Origin of the sequence: Hallella sp. (assembly GCF_037460745.1) — a bacterium.
GTDB lineage: Bacteria > Bacteroidota > Bacteroidia > Bacteroidales > Bacteroidaceae > Prevotella > Prevotella faecis.
Genome location: NZ_JAXVAE010000159.1, coordinates 1 through 17,634 on the forward strand (window position 1 = coordinate 1; position 17,634 = coordinate 17,634).

The following is a 17,634-nucleotide window of genomic DNA, read 5'->3' on the forward strand; positions in this document are numbered from 1 at the left end:
ACCTTGATTATTTAACATTTATGCGACTGCGTCGCATTCTTCTGCAAACTTAGAGTTAATTCGTTCAATTCGTTGTTACCGCGTCTGAGCGTAAATACTCACGTGTGTTATTTTTCACTCCAAATGTCGGATGATCCACATTGTTACATGTTACATGTTACAATAAGGTGGTTCCACATGGCGCCGTTTCATAACGTTGAATGACGAAGCGGGCTGAAAGCCCAAGGTTGTGCATAGCCCAGGGCAAGCGAAGCGACACCCTGGGTGAACCGTAGCATCACGCCACGCCCTGTAAGGGCAAAAGTGTGTCTAATTGGTTCTGTTTCAGCGCTTTTGCCATTGCGTAGCGCCTGGTTGCGTTCCTGTTATCCCAGGGTGTTGTATAGGCCTCCCAGATCTCGTCGATTTGCACAGGTGCCGATTCCCCCCGCATGCCTAAATGCGGATGCGTTTGCTGGGTGTTTGCGCCCTGCCCGGTGGTCTGAGTAGTAGGACGGGCGCCGAATGGTGGTGTAAAACAAAACTCATGCGGATGGCCTCTGAGAAGGGCCGCGTTTTCCACCACCGCGCCTTCGCCCTGAAATACGCCCATGGTGGGCTGTTTGCAAAGTGTTGACTATCAGTTGGTTGCGTTTAGTGTGGCAGCCAAAGGCCCTCTTCTGCCCCTGTTTTTGTGTGAAAAACCATAGGAAAAGACCACTTTTTGAGGGTGCTCGTCTCACGTCACCAACCTCCAAAGGTGCCTAATTTGTAATAAAAACCATAGGTTTCCCGTTGCGTTTAGGCATGTATCGAGTTGCGTTTAGGCATGTATCGAGCCTCGGTTAGGCATGTTTCGAGTGACGAAAGGTGCCCAGGCGCAACTCGGTTAGGCATCTTTCGCAAAAAATCCCTGTATTTATGTGGGTAAAATCACTCCTTGTCCCCAGTTGGGCCCTTCCCATGCGCCGTCCACCGCCCATCCGCCTCGCCCAGCGGTTCGGCGGTCGCCGAATGACGCTAAAACAAATAATATTTTTGTTACGGTATTTTACTTTTTGTTCAATTAAATCATCATCAATTCGCACCTCGGCCATCGGGCCGTTTGAGATGCACGAATGTGATGGGCTTAATCATTCTTGCCTTTTTCGGTATTGCCCACTCACTTATCGCGCTCGTCATGCGGTGGAATGGATAAAATTTCGTAATTTTGCGCATGATGGAAGGAGCACACAATCCGCAAAAACGATAAACATGAAAAAAGTTAGGCCAAAGAAAAACCTGGGTCAGCACTTCCTGACCGACCTCAACATAGCGCGCCGCATCGCCGACACGGTGGATGCCTGTCCCGATATTCCCGTGCTCGAGATAGGGCCGGGCATGGGCGTGCTCACGCAGTACCTGGTGCAGAAACCGCGCGAGGTGAAAGCCGTGGAGATCGACGATGAGAGCGTGGCCTACCTCAACGCCACCTATCCCCAGTTGCGCGACCAGATCCTGGGCGAGGACTTCCTGCGCATGGACCTCAACCAGGTGTTTGGCGGAAAGCAGTTTGTGCTGACGGGCAACTATCCTTACGACATCTCCTCGCAGATCTTTTTCAAGATGCTCGACTACAAGGACCTCATTCCCTGCTGCACGGGCATGATACAGCGCGAGGTGGCCCAGCGCATCGCCTCCGAGCCCGGCAACAAGGCCTACGGCATCCTCAGCGTGATGATACAGGCGTGGTACGACGTGGAGTATCTCTTCACCGTCGACGAGGGCGTGTTCAACCCGCCGCCCAAGGTGAAGAGCGCCGTCATCCGCATGACGCGCAACGGCGTGGAGAACCTCGGGTGCGACGAGAGCCTCTTCAAGCGCGTGGTGAAGACCGCCTTCAACCAGCGCCGCAAGATGCTGCGCGTGTCGCTCAAGCCCCTCTTTGGCAAGGACCACATGCCCGACGCCGCCTTCTTCGCACAGGACATCATGACGCGCCGGCCCGAGCAACTCACCGTGGCGCAGTTTGTGGAGCTCACCAACCGAGTGGCCGAAGTAATGCCCAAGCCATAAATTTTTAGCCAATTAGTTGCATCATTAGGAAATAATCCCTAAATTTGTGCAAAGAAACAATTCAGCAAAAACACATGATAGACGTAAAGCAAACATTGAAGGACGCTGAGGCTCGCATGCAGAAGGCGTCGAAGTATCTCGAAGAAGAGTTGGCCCGCGTGCGCGCTGGCCGTGCCAATGCCGCCATCCTCGATGGCGTGCGAGTAACCGCCTACGGACAGACCGTGCCCCTCAATCAGGTGGGCAACGTGTCGGTGCCCGACGCACGCACCATCACCATCCGCCCCTGGGACCGCAAGGCCATCAAGGACATTGAGAAGGGCATCCTCGACAGCGGCGTGGGCATCACGCCCGAGAACAATGGCGAGATGGTGATCCTGCGACTGCCGCAGCCCACCGAGGAGCGTCGTAAGGAACTGGTGAAGCAGTGCAACAAGACCGGAGAGAAGACAAAGGTCGAGGTGCGCAACGTGCGCTCAGAGGTGAAAGACAAGCTGAAGAAGGCTGTGAAGGACGGACTGTCGGAGGACCAGAGCAAGGACGCTGAGGCCGACCTGCAGAAACTCCACGACAAGTATATCAAGGACATCGACGCCATCTTGGCAAGAAAGCAGAAAGAGATCATGACTGTCTAAGCAATGCACGGCACAGTCATCAAGAACACAGGATTCTGGTACACCGTCCTCACCGACGATGGGCGTGAGGTGGACAGCAAGGTGAAGGGCAACTTCCGCCTCAAAGGCATACGGTCCACCAACCCCGTGGCCGTGGGCGACGGTGTGGAAATCTGTGTCAACGCCGAGGGCCAGGCGCTCATCACCGCCATCGACGACCGACGCAACTACATCGTGAGGCGCTCCACCAACCTCTCCAAGCAGAGCCATATCATTGCCGCCAACGTCGACCAGGCCTTCCTGGTGGTCACCGTGGCACACCCGGAGACCGCCACCACCTTCATCGACCGGTTCCTCGCGTCAGCCGAGGCCTACTCGGTGCCCGTGGTGCTCGTGTTCAACAAGACCGACCTGCTCAGCGACGAGGAGCGACGCTACCAGGAACTGATGGTGAGGCTCTACGAAACCGTGGGCTACGAGTGCCGACAGGTGTCGGCGGCCACCGGCGAGGGCACCGACGACCTGCGCACCCTGCTCGGCGACCGCGTAACGTTGCTCAGCGGCAACAGCGGCGTGGGCAAGTCGACCCTGCTCAACCTGCTCATACCCGGAGCGGGAGCGCGCGTGGCCGACATCAGCGACGCCCACGACACAGGTATGCACACCACCACCTTCTCGGAGATGATGCCACTGCCGGGCGGCGGATGGATCATCGACACACCGGGCATCAAGGGCTTCGGATCGTTCGACATGGAGCCCGAGGAGATAGGAAGCTACTTCAAGGAAATCTTCAAGTTCTCCAAAGACTGCCGCTTCAACAACTGCACACACACCCATGAGCCCGGGTGCGCCGTGCGCCAAGCGGTGGAAGACCACTACATAGCCGAGAGCCGATACCGCAGCTACCTCTCCATGTTGCAAGACAAAGACGAAAACAAATACAGAGAAGCTTATTAGCCACACGCGCCCATCGTGGCGCTGAGGCTAATAAGCTTTTTTATTTTATAGGATGAAACAGCATGTTTCTTGTTCCAACGGCTCTCACCTCCTCCTTTGTGAAAGCTGGGCGCCATCGCATGGTGCCATTGTTCACTCCCGCTTCCTTGACGTAGAATTTGTTGTGATAGCCGTAAGGGGTAAATGGTCCAGTACCACCAATGTCGCCTATCTTCAAGCCGTGATGATACAAGCAAGTTGTTACCATTATTTCGGAATGGGCAGAATGCCCATCCTTCAGGTATCGGTCAAGGCAAGTCAATGCGGCATTTGAGTAACGGCAAATGGGTAGAAAACCCTTGATGCACGTTTCTAATGGATAGTTGCTTTTATTGTCCCGATGCCACCAGGTCCACTCGTGGTTGGCTGTTCCAAACCACTCCACATGACAGGCGAGGAGATCGTAGTCGTCAAGACGAGTGTCGCAGTCGTTCAACAACGTGTGCCAACAGCCTGTAAATTCCACGTCATACTCGATGAACCAATAGTGATGATAAGAAGAATGGTCAAGATAAAAGCGCAAGGGGAGGAAATGACAACTTCCGGGTACGAGGGTGTTCGCAATGGGCGTGTAGCCCAATTCACGAAGATCGTGAGGTCTAACAGGCACCATTTGGACATCGTCGGGACAGATCACCTCCGCGCCTTCGCTCAGGGTCATCAGCCACACCACATCATAGCGGTCGCTCGGTAGTTCTGTGCGAAGTCGGCGGTAACGTCCTACGATGTCGTCGTTGATCAAATGGGATACGAACAAAATGATGTTTTTCATGCTATAGGTTACCTTTTGCTCCATTTTCTAAATACCAGTTCTATGAGACGCGTTTCCCCGTCATACATATAGGCGGTGATAATAGGTCGTTTGGCCAAGTAACTGTATACCCCTGTGCTATCTTTAGGGTGCAGCTGCACCATCTGCAAATGGGACAGGCTTACTGGCGAAAACTCAAGTTTGACATTATCCTCCGTGTACGCACAGATCATGGTAGAATCCTGCATGAGTTCAGGTTGGTCAAGATGAGCGTAGATCCTTCCGTCTTGTTCCAATACGATTTGTATGGGAATTTTGTTCCGAATGGATATTTTTGACAGCATAACGCTTACGCCTATAAACGTAAGGGCTATGACCACGGTAGTTCCATACCGCAACAGGACTCTCATCACATTACTTTCTTCTCTCATGCCTCTTCCAGTTCAAGTTGGTTCCTAACCAGTTCATAATAATAGCCATGTAGCGCCACTAATTGTTGGTGGGTTCCCTCTTCCACTACTTTTCCGTGGCGTAGCACGATGATGTTGTCAGCGTTCTTCACAGTGGATAACCGATGCGCTATTACAAGCATGGTGCGTTCCTTGCACAATGCGCTAAGGTTCTCAGTTATTTGTCGTTCTGTCTCCGCATCGAGCGAACTGGTGGCCTCGTCCAGCATGATGTATGACGGCTGTTTGTAGATAGCCCGGGCGATCATGATGCGTTGCTTTTCTCCACCGCTCACGCCCACGCCATCGCTGCCAAGTTTCATTTCGAGGCCCAGTGGGTGGTCGTCCACGAAATGGCGCAGGCAGGCGGCATCTAATGCCTCATTTACCTTGTGATCATCAGGCTTATTACCCAATACGATGTTGGCTTTCAGGGTGTCGGCGAAGATGTAATTGTCTTGCATTACTACGCCTGATGCCGTTCTTACAGATCTTGCGCTGATGTCTTCCAAATCGCAGTTTCCTATTGTGATATGGCCTGCTGTGGGCTTGTAGAATTTCAAGAGCAACTTCATCAAGGTGGTCTTGCCACTACCACTCTCGCCCACAATGGCTGTCGTCTTTCCTGCGGGAATGGTGAAGCTAATATCATCTATGGCTTTTTCGCCAATGTTTCCGGTGTAGGAGAACGAAACATGTCGCAGTTCGATGTTTTGGGGCGTGGAGGCATTCAACTTTACCATGCCCTTGTGGTCTTCGGGACTGCACAGGTGTACTTCCTCCGATCGTTCAAGACTGATCTTGGCATCCTGATATTGTTGCAAGAAATTGATGAGCTGCGACAGAGGACTGTTGATCTGGCCTATGATACTCGATATGCTCATCATCATGCCAAGGGTAAGACCACCATTGACTACTTCTGATGCAATCCAAAAAGTGATGATGATATTGCGCAACTGTCCCACAAGTGTGTAACCTGCATTTTGTATTTGGTTTAGTCGTAAACTTTTTTGCGACATCCTGTACAACTGCTCTTGTAGCCCATGCCACTCATTGATCTTGTAGTCTTCAAAGGTGTTCACCTTGATGTCGGTAATGCCCGACATCAACTCGTACATCTTGTTTTGATTGTGCGCATTCAATTTGAAACGTTCGTAGTCGAGCGCTTTGCGTCGCCTAAAGAAATACATCATCCATAGCGTGCAGGCCAATGTGAAGAGAAGGTACACGAGGAGGATTCGCAGGCTGTAGTAGCCTATCACCACCATGAGCACTGGGACGGACAATAGCGAGAAGAAGGTTTGTATTGTGTTGTAAGTGACAAAGCCCTGCAGACGTCCATTGTCGCCCAAGCGTTGCTGGTAATCGCCGATGCTCTTTGTGTCGAAGAAGGTCATGGGCAATTTGAGCAACTTACTGAGATAGTTCTCCAACACGTCAATGTTTATTCGTGTACCCATGTATAGGCTTACCCAACTGCCTATCATGCTCATAAGGAATGTTCCCAGAAACAGAAACACCTGTGCTATCATGATGTTGACAATCACCCCCATGTTGCGGAGGTTGATACCTTCGTCCACCATGGCTTGGGTAAGGAAGGGTGTTACCAATGAGAGCAAAATGCCGAAGAGCATGCCCAATGCCGTCTGCGACATCTCCCATCGATAAGGCCATACAAACTTGTGCGCAAAGCGAAACAAACTGTGTCGCTGCTTGATGTTTGCCTTGGTGTAAAAAACATCTGTGGGATCACAGACCACAACTATCCCTTTGTTGCCATTCAGCCAGTGCTCGGCAAAGTCGTCCTCGGTAAGCGTTTGCTTGCCAAACGCTGGGTTAGCGACATGATAGGTCCATTTCCCACTGAAACGTCCTTTGCTGATGCCATAGAGCACCACAAAATGGTTCTGTTCCCAATGGAGAATGGCTGGCAAGGGACAATTTGTTCGCAGTTGCTCCAGTGGGAGCTCAAACGAAGCGCTTTCCATGCCTATGACCTTCAGGGCGTCGCGTATGCCCGCCACGCTTACTCCCTCGCGGGTCAGGTGGCTCAGTGTGCGGAGATAACTTAAGGGGTAGGCGCGTCCGTAAGCAGACGCAACCATCCTGATGCAGGCTGGTCCACAGTCCATTTGGTCGAACTGGCGGGTAAAAATCAACTTTCCTTTCATGATGATGCAAACTGCCGCCTGCCACATGGGGTGACAAGCGGCAGCGATGATTGATGGCTATTTGGTGTGTTTCTTCTTTTGGCTGAACCTGTAAGTCAAGCTCACCATTGCGTATCGTCGTAGCAGGTTGGTGTAGGTTTCCTGTTGCATCTGCGCGTTGATGTTGTAGCTGTAGTTGGACATCTTGTTCAGCAGGTCGAACACCTCAAACTTTAGGCGTGCCTTTCCCTTGAAGATGTCCTTGCCAAGGTTGAAGTTGACGATAAACTGGTCGGTGTTGTACTTGTCGTCCGAATAGCCCCTTCGGCTGTACATCTTCAGGGTGGTGTAGAAGTCGATGCCCCAAACCAAGGGCATGCCGTAGTTGACGCCGTAGTTGAAGTCGAAGGCGTTGAGCGTGGCGAAGCGGTCGCTCTCCGAGTGGTTGTAGAACACGTTGGCCGAGACGGTCAGTGAGTAGTAATTGCGGTAATAGCCCAGCTGTAGGCTCTCCGAGGCGCTGAACCTTCTTACCGAGCTCACCAACGAGGTGGTGGCGCTTGTGGAGTTGAGATAGTCGCGGAAGTTGCGGTAGTTGAGGTTGGTCTGCGAGGTCAGCTTCCATGCCTTGCGCTTCTTGTCGAGCGGCATTTGGTAGCGCGCCTGTCCGCTCAGTTCCCAGTTGCCGGCAATGACATCGGGACGATAGGTCGTTACACCCGTGCTCATGTCGTAGCGCATCGACTGGCACAGCATGTTCTGCCATAGCCTGTAGGTGAGCGACGTGTTGAAGAATCGCTGCGTCTTGATCATCTTGCGCTCGTAGCTGAATGACGCCGTGTGCTGGTGCGTGTTGGGCAGGTTGTAGCCGCTCTCGCGCACGAGCAGCGGTGTTGCGTCGTCGCGGTAGTTCACGGCATAAAGCAGCGATGGGAGTTGGTGTTGCAACTTGTAGTTGAGGCGCCAGTGGTATTCTAAATCATTTCCCGTGTTGGCGTCGATGCGCAAGGCTACCGATGGCTCCATCAGCCAACGCGACCTGCGGATGGTAGTGTCTGTCTGGGCGCGAGTATAGCTGATGCGGTCATACACGTTGCGAAACTGTATGGAAGGTTCAAGTGTGATATTCTTGTAGTCTTCGCGTTTGAAATAGAAGGAGAAGTCAAGCCCCATGGTGTTGGTCTTGTTCCATGTCTGTGAGCGGTAGCTGTTGGAATAGTCGATGTACCGTGAGATGGAGTCGCGGTTGGAGTACAACTGGTCAAGGCCCCATGCCGATGCCTCTGTCCCGTCAAGGATGTGGTGCCAGCGGCTGTCGGAGGCATACGACTGTTTGAAGCCGTATTGTGGAGAAATGTACAGGTGTAACGCAGGGAAGTCAAGTGAATAATCGTATCCAATATTTCCCTCATAGCGGTAGTTGCGTTGGGGCATGTCGGAGAATCGCGCCATGTCGTTGGCGCTTTCCACCCGCTCATAGTTGTTCAGGCTGCGGTTCTTCTTGTTGTTGTAGTGACCCGACAGCGACCAACTTAAGTGGTCTTTTCTGATTTTGTATATGGATGAGACCTTGCCTTCGGCAGTCAGTTCGTTGCCCTTGCCGTAATATCGGTTCTTCAGTGAGCTGATGAGGATCTTGCGGTATTCGCTCTCCAGGTTTCCGCCAAACAGGCTGTCGAGAGCCTCGCCCATGTAGCGCTCAGCCAGCTGGCGGTTGAAGTCGGCCGATGTGCTTGTGTAGCGGTTGTCGTAATGGTAATAGCTGACCTTGGGCGTAAAGTCGAGGGTGAATTGCTTGGATGGCGTGTAGCTGTTGGTGCCGTTGAAACCCAGCTTGATGTTTTTGTTGGTGTTGTTAAAGAGGTAGCGGCTGTACACGTCGTCGCCCAGGAACATGGTGGTCGACGTCTTGCTGAGGTAATCGCGTTTCTGCGCCTTCAGCGAGAGCTGGTCCGACAGTTTCCACTTCTTGTCCTCGTCGCGCAGCATGCCGTCGACCTTCACCTCGTGGGTGGTCACCTCGGCCGTGTTTCCGTAAGGCTCCTGCCAGTTGCCATCAGAGCTGTAGTAGCTGTCGCCTCGCACGTCGTTGCTGTTGCCGACCATGGCGATGTGCGAGTTGGGGGTGAAGCGCATGGCAAACATGCGTGCCTCATGGTGGTGGTCGGTTCCGTAACCCACCGTGGCGTTGCCCACCCACGAGGTGGTGTACTCCTTCTTCAGCCCCACGTCGAGCACCAAGGGCAGTTGGTCTTTGCGCAGCGTCCGCAAGTCGGAGGCGACCATCAGTCGCTCATCCATCTTGCGGTACACCTTGATTTTGTCGACCATGTAGTGGGGTAGGTTGTCCAAGGCGACCTTGGGGTCGCCGTTGAAAAAGTCCTCGCCGTTTACGAGCAGACTTTCCACTTTTTGTCCGTTGATGTAAATCTCGCCTCCAGGCTCAAGCTGGGCACCGGGAAGCAGACGAATCAGCTTGTCGAGCATCGAACCAGAGCTCAATTGGAAGGCATCGGCGTCGTAGACGATGGTGTCGCCGCGCATCACCATCTTCAGCTTGGTTGCCGTTACGACCACTTCTTTCAGCGTCACCTCCTTCTTCATGCGTATCTTGTGCATCAGTATCTCGCCAAACGAGTCGCCCGTGTGCCTGTACTTCGTGTATTTGAAGTTGACGTTCTTATAGGCGGGGTAATAGCCGTCGTGCTCAAACTTCATGATGTATTTGCCTGGGGCCTTGATGTCGCGATACACCTGCCACCAACCGTAAGGCTCACCGCGGAAAGTCTCCACGACCGTGCTATCCATGCTCATGAGCGTCACGTTCACAGAGTCAAGGTCTTCCTTCGTAAAGGAGTCCTTGATGAAACCGTCTATATGATACTTTTGGGCAAAAGCCAAAGAGGATGTAAAGACAAAAAAAAGTAAGAAAAGTCGTCTCATACAGTATTGTTTTGATGTTCCACCTTGGCATTGAGAGGTCAAGGTGGAACAGGTTAAGTGATTTTAGTTAAAATCCAAATACGAAGCCCATGCCAGGAGCTGGCTTGAGAGGAGCCAGTGTCGTTGGAGCAGCTGTTGGAGCAGCTGTTGGGACAGCTGATGTTTTGTAGCAATTGCAGTTATTGCTGTTACAAATACAATTGTTGGGTTTTGAAGGTGGGCAATCGCAATTGTTGCCGTTGCAATCGCAATTGTTCGGGAGTGTGTCGCACTTACAATTGTTAGTAAGTGTTTGCGTCACTGCAGCAAATCCGCCTCTCAGCAACCCCTCTTTTGTCTCCTCCAGAGGCACGAAGCCTTGTTTTGCCAACAAGGCCTCCAGGTTCTTTAAGTTGTTCATAATGATTAATTTTTGATTTTGTTAGAAATGATGTAATCCACCCTGTCATTCACAATCTTCTCCTTGTCTTTTTGGCTGTATCCTCGGATGCAATCGCTGATAGCCATTGACTCCATCTTGAACTGGCTGCATCCGCCATGACATATCGGGAAAATGTTGCACTGATGACAAGAGTCGTTACCATACTTGAGTTCTTCACGCTTCTCATTCTTAGCGTTCCAAATTACTTCTCCTTCTGTGGTTAACACCCCCTCTCTATTGTTGGACGAAAATTCTCGTGCGGTACACTTAAACACATCACCATTGTAGTTGATGGTGTAGTGGTTCTTCCGATCGGCATAACAACGGCTGTTGTCAATGTGTTTCAACTCGTTCACAGTAAAGCCTTTCTCGACAAATCGTTCGCGGAGCTTTTCTTGCCGATCCAAATACTTCATAGTGTCTTCGCCATTATCTTGCCATACGTGTTGGAAGTCGATGTTTAATAACTCTCTTTCCCCTGAAGCAATATCTTCCAAATCCTCAAGCACATCAGCATAGGATAGCAAATTATCCATGGTTGTGTTGAACCTCAAGGTTATGCGGACGCCAGACTTCAGCGCATCCTTTACGTTTTTTAATATTTTGCTGTATGTTCCCACGCCATTGCTGAAGCATTTGGTTTTGTTGTGGAAAAACTCATTGCCGTCCAAGGTTACTTGGCATGTTAGTTGCTTGCAGGTCGGAAGAGATTGAAGGCGGACTACATTCTTCTTCGTAAGCAGGACGCCATTGGTAACAAGGCTAACTTGTACAACCACGCCATTCTTCTGCGCCAGATCGCTTACAGCTTCAAGCAATGGGATTATCACATTGTCAAGGCCCAACAAAGGCTCTCCGCCAAAAAACGAGAGGCTGAGCATTCGGATGTCTCTTGTGGCTATTTCGTGAGTAGCCAGTTTCAAGATGGAATCCACTACACCCTGTTGCATCATGGATTTTGGCACGTGCTTTTCATAGCAATACCAGCATTTGAGGTTGCAATCCATGGTGGGATTGATAAAAATGGATAAAGTGGGGCTGTGCTCCTCTTTTTTCCATGTCTCAATGATGTCAACACATTCATCAACATCATCTTCCACGATAAAGCCTTCGCGTTTCAGGAACACATAAAAATCTTGGTGTTTCTGCTCAATGTAGTCGAGTTGGTGGCCTTCTATAAGATCCGCCAACTGGTTATCGACTGCCGAAACGGTATCCGTCTTGCAATTGTAGATCAAACTACAAAAGCCCTTTCTTAGAACAAACAGGTACTTGCTGAATTTCATGACAATCTTAGTTTAGTGGTTAATATGTTTATGCCGTAGCCAATGTAGCCGTCCATTCCAAAATCCCAGTACGCTTCGTCTTTTGGCAAGTAAGCTGGAAGTTTGTAGATGTCCTTTAGGTCGGCTGTCATGGTGCACCATGAAGTTTTGTTATACAAGCTCATGATGTCAATTGCTAATTGTTTTTGGTAACTTAGCCTTGCGTAATCCGATGAGCCGCGCCAATTTCTACAAGCTTTTCTCAACGCTGAGATGAAATGGTTAGAGAGGCCATGCTCTAGTTGCTTTCTTTTGCAACATCCCAATCGTGAATAGCAGTATATGGCCATGTCGCAAATCATTTCGATGTTCTGCACAAGGATTGGGTTTATGATATTGACAATATTATCTACCTGAAGTAAAAAAGCCTTGGTCTCATAGCTCGACAAAATGTCTATTTCCACGAAGTAGGAAAGAACCCACCCTACGCCCATGATTCCACTGTCGAAAGAAAGAGGAAGACCTTCTTGTTCGTTCTGAATTTGCGCATCGTGTATGATGTTTCGAGCTTTTCCAACATATAGCTTGTCGCCCGAACATTTATAGTAAAGGCCGAACAAAAGAGCAATGCCTGCCAAACCATTTCGCAAACCATAATGGTGAAGTTCCTTTGTCGCATCCTCAGCGTGACGCAATATGTCGCTTGTTCGCTTGTAACCAGCCTCCAACAGGCATTGCGCTTCTTTGGATATGATGTTATTCATGTTCATAATCCAATCTATCTTGGCCATGTTGAAGTTTTTTGTATAATGGCGTTTTAGTGATGCTATGCGTCTTTTGTGCTCTTTTAAAAGTGTTGTGGCATGATTGAAATATTGTAACCCTTGATTCCTCGCAGCCATGTTTGCTTTACATTGGAGAGAAATAGGAAAGAGAGTTTCGGATATGAGCAAATGATTGTACATGTATGTACTGTAGCCTCTTAGGCTGCAAGAATTCTCCTTGTAGATGTGTCCCACAACGATGTTGCCCAACAGTTTGCATTTGCCACCACTCAGCCATGCTTTTATACTCAGATATGGCTCTTCGCATCCATATCCCAGCAAGCCTTCCAAGCCTTTTATTTCTTTCCAAAAACTTACTGACGAAGCATAAGAAGCCCCCAACACACAAGGAATGACGCCTCGGTCAAGTGTTTCTTTGTGAGGATTGCAATTCCAACGGACAGCAGGAATAAGCGTGTCAATCATCATGTGTAAATAAGCGCCATAGGCGTGGGCGCTGTTTTTTTCTATCACAGCTCCGTCTTGTTTGGAGAGAACCTTTGTTTGGCAACAAAGTATTTGCCTTTGGTCGTTGTTTAGCTCATCAATGATCATCTGGTGCCAATCCTTTTGGTAGAAGCGCATGTGAGCATCGAAGATGATAAAGTAATCGGTGTTACACAGCCTGACACCTTTTTCCTTTGAGCCTGCAGGGCCAATTCGTTTGGTGTTTCTTACATAACATGCATTGTGTTTCAAAGCAATTTGCTTGTAGTCAAACGAGTCGCACGAGCAGTCGTCTACCACCATAATCGACACATGCTGACCTACGGTGTTGCGGATGCTAACTAAGGTGTTTTCCAATTCTTCACCTTCATTATAACAGGGAACGATAGCAGTCAGCGCCTTTCCATTTGTGGGTTTGACATAAGATGGCGTTTCTTCAACTATGTCTCTGACAATTTTTGAGGCTATCCAACTGTGAATGGTATTTGATGCCATCTGTTGTTCCTGCTTCTTTACATTGGTGACCTGGGCGTTGCTTGTTCTGTATCTTGTCACCACAGTGTCCAAGTTCCTTATTCTAATTCCACAATAAACGGCCTCCGCCCAAAGACCGTAATCTTCAGCGTAAATATTCTCTTTGCGATAACGCAGGTGGTGGGGCTTAAAGGAAGATCTTCTGATAAAAGCGGTGGGGTGCACTACACAACACCCATCCATTAGATCGTAAAGCGAAATGTCCCCTGGAACAGGTTTGTATATTCCATGTGATGTACCAAAGTATTCGATGCATCCACCTAACACGTCAACATTGGGATGTGCTTCCATGTATTCGTATTGTGTGCGGAGGCGATCGGGCATCATGATGTCGTCGCTATCCATGCGGGCAATATACTTGCCTCTGGCTTGGATAAGCAAGAGGTTACTGGAAGTTATGTAATCGTGATGATTGCGGATTAATCTGATTCGTTGGTCATTATATGTCTGTATGATTTCGCATGTGTTGTCCGTAGAACCATCGTCTACAATAAGCAATTCAAAATCATGAAATGATTGACAAAGTATGCTTTCCAAACATTCCTTGATATGCTTAGCGCCATTATAGACGGGCATAACAACTGATATGGGCACTGTTGCCATAGGCTTGTGTTTTTAGTTAGGCTGTGCCACTCCCCATTTTTTGCAGATGATACTAAAAAGTATTGGTGTTTGTGGTTGGGGAGGGGTGTTCTGCTTTCAGTTCGATGTTTTAGATTCTTGTTGTATCGCAAAGATAGGAAAATAATCTCTTGCTTGCAAGCTTTTTTAGCATTATTCTCCGTTTTTAACCCAAAACGGTTTGGTGACCGAATTAGTGTTAAAAACGGAGATGTTTGTTCAAATGCTATTTGGTGTGTTTCTTCTTTTGGCTGAACCTGTAAGTCAAGCTCACCATTGCGTATCGTCGTAGCAGGTTGGTGTAGGTTTCCTGTTGCATCTGCGCGTTGATGTTGTAGCTGTAGTTGGACATCTTGTTCAGCAGGTCGAACACCTCAAACTTTAGGCGTGCCTTTCCCTTGAAGATGTCCTTGCCAAGGTTGAAGTTGACGATAAACTGGTCGGTGTTGTACTTGTCGTCCGAATAGCCCCTTCGGCTGTACATCTTCAGGGTGGTGTAGAAGTCGATGCCCCAAACCAAGGGCATGCCGTAGTTGACGCCGTAGTTGAAGTCGAAGGCGTTGAGCGTGGCGAAGCGGTCGCTCTCCGAGTGGTTGTAGAACACGTTGGCCGAGACGGTCAGTGAGTAGTAATTGCGGTAATAGCCCAGCTGTAGGCTCTCCGAGGCGCTGAACCTTCTTACCGAGCTCACCAACGAGGTGGTGGCGCTTGTGGAGTTGAGATAGTCGCGGAAGTTGCGGTAGTTGAGGTTGGTCTGCGAGGTCAGCTTCCATGCCTTGCGCTTCTTGTCGAGCGGCATTTGGTAGCGCGCCTGTCCGCTCAGTTCCCAGTTGCCGGCAATGACATCGGGACGATAGGTCGTTACACCCGTGCTCATGTCGTAGCGCATCGACTGGCACAGCATGTTCTGCCATAGCCTGTAGGTGAGCGACGTGTTGAAGAATCGCTGCGTCTTGATCATCTTGCGCTCGTAGCTGAATGACGCCGTGTGCTGGTGCGTGTTGGGCAGGTTGTAGCCGCTCTCGCGCACGAGCAGCGGTGTTGCGTCGTCGCGGTAGTTCACGGCATAAAGCAGCGATGGGAGTTGGTGTTGCAACTTGTAGTTGAGGCGCCAGTGGTATTCTAAATCATTTCCCGTGTTGGCGTCGATGCGCAAGGCTACCGATGGCTCCATCAGCCAACGCGACCTGCGGATGGTAGTGTCTGTCTGGGCGCGAGTATAGCTGATGCGGTCATACACGTTGCGAAACTGTATGGAAGGTTCAAGTGTGATATTCTTGTAGTCTTCGCGTTTGAAATAGAAGGAGAAGTCAAGCCCCATGGTGTTGGTCTTGTTCCATGTCTGTGAGCGGTAGCTGTTGGAATAGTCGATGTACCGTGAGATGGAGTCGCGGTTGGAGTACAACTGGTCAAGGCCCCATGCCGATGCCTCTGTCCCGTCAAGGATGTGGTGCCAGCGGCTGTCGGAGGCATACGACTGTTTGAAGCCGTATTGTGGAGAAATGTACAGGTGTAACGCAGGGAAGTCAAGTGAATAATCGTATCCAATATTTCCCTCATAGCGGTAGTTGCGTTGGGGCATGTCGGAGAATCGCGCCATGTCGTTGGCGCTTTCCACCCGCTCATAGTTGTTCAGGCTGCGGTTCTTCTTGTTGTTGTAGTGACCCGACAGCGACCAACTTAAGTGGTCTTTTCTGATTTTGTATATGGATGAGACCTTGCCTTCGGCAGTCAGTTCGTTGCCCTTGCCGTAATATCGGTTCTTCAGTGAGCTGATGAGGATCTTGCGGTATTCGCTCTCCAGGTTTCCGCCAAACAGGCTGTCGAGAGCCTCGCCCATGTAGCGCTCAGCCAGCTGGCGGTTGAAGTCGGCCGATGTGCTTGTGTAGCGGTTGTCGTAATGGTAATAGCTGACCTTGGGCGTAAAGTCGAGGGTGAATTGCTTGGATGGCGTGTAGCTGTTGGTGCCGTTGAAACCCAGCTTGATGTTTTTGTTGGTGTTGTTAAAGAGGTAGCGGCTGTACACGTCGTCGCCCAGGAACATGGTGGTCGACGTCTTGCTGAGGTAATCGCGTTTCTGCGCCTTCAGCGAGAGCTGGTCCGACAGTTTCCACTTCTTGTCCTCGTCGCGCAGCATGCCGTCGACCTTCACCTCGTGGGTGGTCACCTCGGCCGTGTTTCCGTAAGGCTCCTGCCAGTTGCCATCAGAGCTGTAGTAGCTGTCGCCTCGCACGTCGTTGCTGTTGCCGACCATGGCGATGTGCGAGTTGGGGGTGAAGCGCATGGCAAACATGCGTGCCTCATGGTGGTGGTCGGTTCCGTAACCCACCGTGGCGTTGCCCACCCACGAGGTGGTGTACTCCTTCTTCAGCCCCACGTCGAGCACCAAGGGCAGTTGGTCTTTGCGCAGCGTCCGCAAGTCGGAGGCGACCATCAGTCGCTCATCCATCTTGCGGTACACCTTGATTTTGTCGACCATGTAGTGGGGTAGGTTGTCCAAGGCGACCTTGGGGTCGCCGTTGAAAAAGTCCTCGCCGTTTACGAGCAGACTTTCCACTTTTTGTCCGTTGATGTAAATCTCGCCTCCAGGCTCAAGCTGGGCACCGGGAAGCAGACGAATCAGCTTGTCGAGCATCGAACCAGAGCTCAATTGGAAGGCATCGGCGTCGTAGACGATGGTGTCGCCGCGCATCACCATCTTCAGCTTGGTTGCCGTTACGACCACTTCTTTCAGCGTCACCTCCTTCTTCATGCGTATCTTGTGCATCAGTATCTCGCCAAACGAGTCGCCCGTGTGCCTGTACTTCGTGTACTTGAAGTCGACGTTCTTATAGGCGGGGTAATAACCGTCGTGCTCAAACTTCATGATGTATTTGCCCGGGGCCTTGATGTCGCGATACACCTGCCACCAACCGAAACGCTTTGCCGAGAAGGTCTCCACTACTGTGCTGTCCATGCTCATGAGCGTCACAGTTGCGGAATCGAGATCTTCCTTCGTAAAGGAGTCCTTGATGAAACCGTCTATATGATATTTTTGGGCAAAAGCCAAAGAAAATGTGAATACAAAAAAAAGTAAGAAAAGTCGTCTCATACAGTATTGTTTTAGCTGTTCCATCTTGGCATTGAAAGTCAAGGTGGAACAACTTAAGTGATGTTAGTTAAAATCCAAATACGAAGCCCATACCTGGAGCTGGCTTGGGAGGTGCCAATGTCGTTGATGGCGTTTTTGGCGCAGTAGTTGGTACGGCTGCTGTCTTATAACAATTACAGTTGTTGCTCCCACATGGGCAGTTGTCGACTTTAGACGGAGGACAGCCGCAATTGTTACTATCGCAAGTGCAGTTGTTCGGAAGCGTATCACATTTGCAGTTGTTATCGATACCACCGCTTAAAGCGGCAAACCCACCTCTTAGCAATCCCTCCTTTGTCTCCTTCAGAGGGACGAAGCCTTGTTTGGCCAATAGTGTCTCTAGGTTCTTTAGGTTGTTCATTGTGTTATTATTTGAGTTTAGTACTGATGCGATAAAATCGCATTAGTACTGATGCGATAAAATCGCATAGTTATTAAAATTCATCAAATAAAGT

The 17,634-nt window shown here is 50.2% G+C and carries 11 protein-coding genes; 3 read left to right on the top strand and 8 right to left on the bottom strand.

The features are described 5' to 3' along the window. Positions 1-277: 277 nt before the first annotated feature. Positions 278-592 (bottom strand): hypothetical protein, encoded by a 315-nt coding sequence (locus WKK33_RS10610; RefSeq protein ID WP_337933794.1) that lies wholly within the window; start codon positions 590-592, stop codon positions 278-280. Positions 593-1,233: 641 nt separating this feature from the next. On the opposite strand from WKK33_RS10610, the gene rsmA reads away from it, so the two are divergent. The 3 genes from rsmA to rsgA all read left to right on the top strand — a co-directional run bounded on the left by rsmA (position 1,234) and on the right by rsgA (position 3,605). After that, positions 1,234-2,034 carry a 16S rRNA (adenine(1518)-N(6)/adenine(1519)-N(6))-dimethyltransferase RsmA gene (gene rsmA / locus WKK33_RS10615; RefSeq protein WP_337933795.1) on the top strand — a complete coding sequence of 267 codons (801 nt, stop codon included), beginning with the start codon at positions 1,234-1,236 and terminating at the stop codon, positions 2,032-2,034. Between the two features lie 74 nt (positions 2,035-2,108). Next, positions 2,109-2,669 (top strand): ribosome recycling factor, encoded by a 561-nt coding sequence (frr, locus tag WKK33_RS10620; RefSeq protein ID WP_337468600.1) that lies wholly within the window; start codon positions 2,109-2,111, stop codon positions 2,667-2,669. 3 nt (positions 2,670-2,672) lie between these two features. Continuing rightward, positions 2,673-3,605: a ribosome small subunit-dependent GTPase A gene (rsgA, locus tag WKK33_RS10625; protein WP_337468601.1), complete on the top strand. Its 933-nt coding sequence runs from the start codon at positions 2,673-2,675 to the stop codon at positions 3,603-3,605. A 40-nt stretch (positions 3,606-3,645) separates the two neighbouring features. Here the strand turns inward: rsgA and WKK33_RS10630 are convergent, their stop codons facing one another. The 7 genes from WKK33_RS10630 to WKK33_RS10660 form a co-directional block, all read right to left on the bottom strand. Then, on the bottom strand, positions 3,646-4,416 hold the full coding sequence (locus WKK33_RS10630; RefSeq protein WP_337933797.1) for a hypothetical protein: 771 nt from the start codon (positions 4,414-4,416) through the stop codon (positions 3,646-3,648). Between the two features lie 406 nt (positions 4,417-4,822). Beyond that, on the bottom strand, positions 4,823-7,015 hold the full coding sequence (locus WKK33_RS10635; RefSeq protein ID WP_337933799.1) for a peptidase domain-containing ABC transporter: 2,193 nt from the start codon (positions 7,013-7,015) through the stop codon (positions 4,823-4,825). Positions 7,016-7,072: 57 nt separating this feature from the next. Continuing rightward, a complete protein-coding gene (locus WKK33_RS10640; protein WP_337933801.1) occupies positions 7,073-9,937 on the bottom strand; it encodes an outer membrane beta-barrel protein in 2,865 nt (954 codons plus the stop codon). 67 nt (positions 9,938-10,004) lie between these two features. Continuing rightward, positions 10,005-10,337: a hypothetical protein gene (locus WKK33_RS10645; RefSeq protein ID WP_337933803.1), complete on the bottom strand. Its 333-nt coding sequence runs from the start codon at positions 10,335-10,337 to the stop codon at positions 10,005-10,007. 5 nt (positions 10,338-10,342) lie between these two features. After that, complete coding sequence (locus tag WKK33_RS10650) at positions 10,343-11,644, bottom strand: radical SAM protein (RefSeq protein ID WP_337933805.1); 1,302 nt, start codon at positions 11,642-11,644, stop codon at positions 10,343-10,345. Further along, positions 11,641-14,031, bottom strand: coding sequence for a glycosyltransferase (locus WKK33_RS10655; RefSeq protein WP_337933806.1), 2,391 nt, complete (start codon positions 14,029-14,031; stop codon positions 11,641-11,643). Before WKK33_RS10655 ends, WKK33_RS10650 begins: the two co-directional genes overlap by 4 nt. Positions 14,032-14,275: 244 nt before the next feature. After that, positions 14,276-17,005 (bottom strand): outer membrane beta-barrel protein, encoded by a 2,730-nt coding sequence (locus WKK33_RS10660; RefSeq protein WP_337933807.1) that lies wholly within the window; start codon positions 17,003-17,005, stop codon positions 14,276-14,278. Between the last annotated feature and the right edge of the window lie 629 nt (positions 17,006-17,634).

Bases quoted from the DNA above. Each gene is read 5' to 3' on its own strand.
- WKK33_RS10610 (WP_337933794.1), bottom strand. From the start codon at position 592: ATGGGCGTATTTCAGGGCGAAGGCGCGGTGGTGGAAAACGCGGCCCTT.
- rsmA (WP_337933795.1), top strand. From the start codon at position 1,234: ATGAAAAAAGTTAGGCCAAAGAAAAACCTGGGTCAGCACTTCCTGACC.
- frr (WP_337468600.1), top strand. From the start codon at position 2,109: ATGATAGACGTAAAGCAAACATTGAAGGACGCTGAGGCTCGCATGCAG.
- rsgA (WP_337468601.1), top strand. From the start codon at position 2,673: ATGCACGGCACAGTCATCAAGAACACAGGATTCTGGTACACCGTCCTC.
- WKK33_RS10630 (WP_337933797.1), bottom strand. From the start codon at position 4,416: ATGAAAAACATCATTTTGTTCGTATCCCATTTGATCAACGACGACATC.
- WKK33_RS10635 (WP_337933799.1), bottom strand. From the start codon at position 7,015: ATGAAAGGAAAGTTGATTTTTACCCGCCAGTTCGACCAAATGGACTGT.
- WKK33_RS10640 (WP_337933801.1), bottom strand. From the start codon at position 9,937: ATGAGACGACTTTTCTTACTTTTTTTTGTCTTTACATCCTCTTTGGCT.
- WKK33_RS10645 (WP_337933803.1), bottom strand. From the start codon at position 10,337: ATGAACAACTTAAAGAACCTGGAGGCCTTGTTGGCAAAACAAGGCTTC.
- WKK33_RS10650 (WP_337933805.1), bottom strand. From the start codon at position 11,644: ATGAAATTCAGCAAGTACCTGTTTGTTCTAAGAAAGGGCTTTTGTAGT.
- WKK33_RS10655 (WP_337933806.1), bottom strand. From the start codon at position 14,031: ATGGCAACAGTGCCCATATCAGTTGTTATGCCCGTCTATAATGGCGCT.
- WKK33_RS10660 (WP_337933807.1), bottom strand. From the start codon at position 17,005: ATGGACAGCACAGTAGTGGAGACCTTCTCGGCAAAGCGTTTCGGTTGG.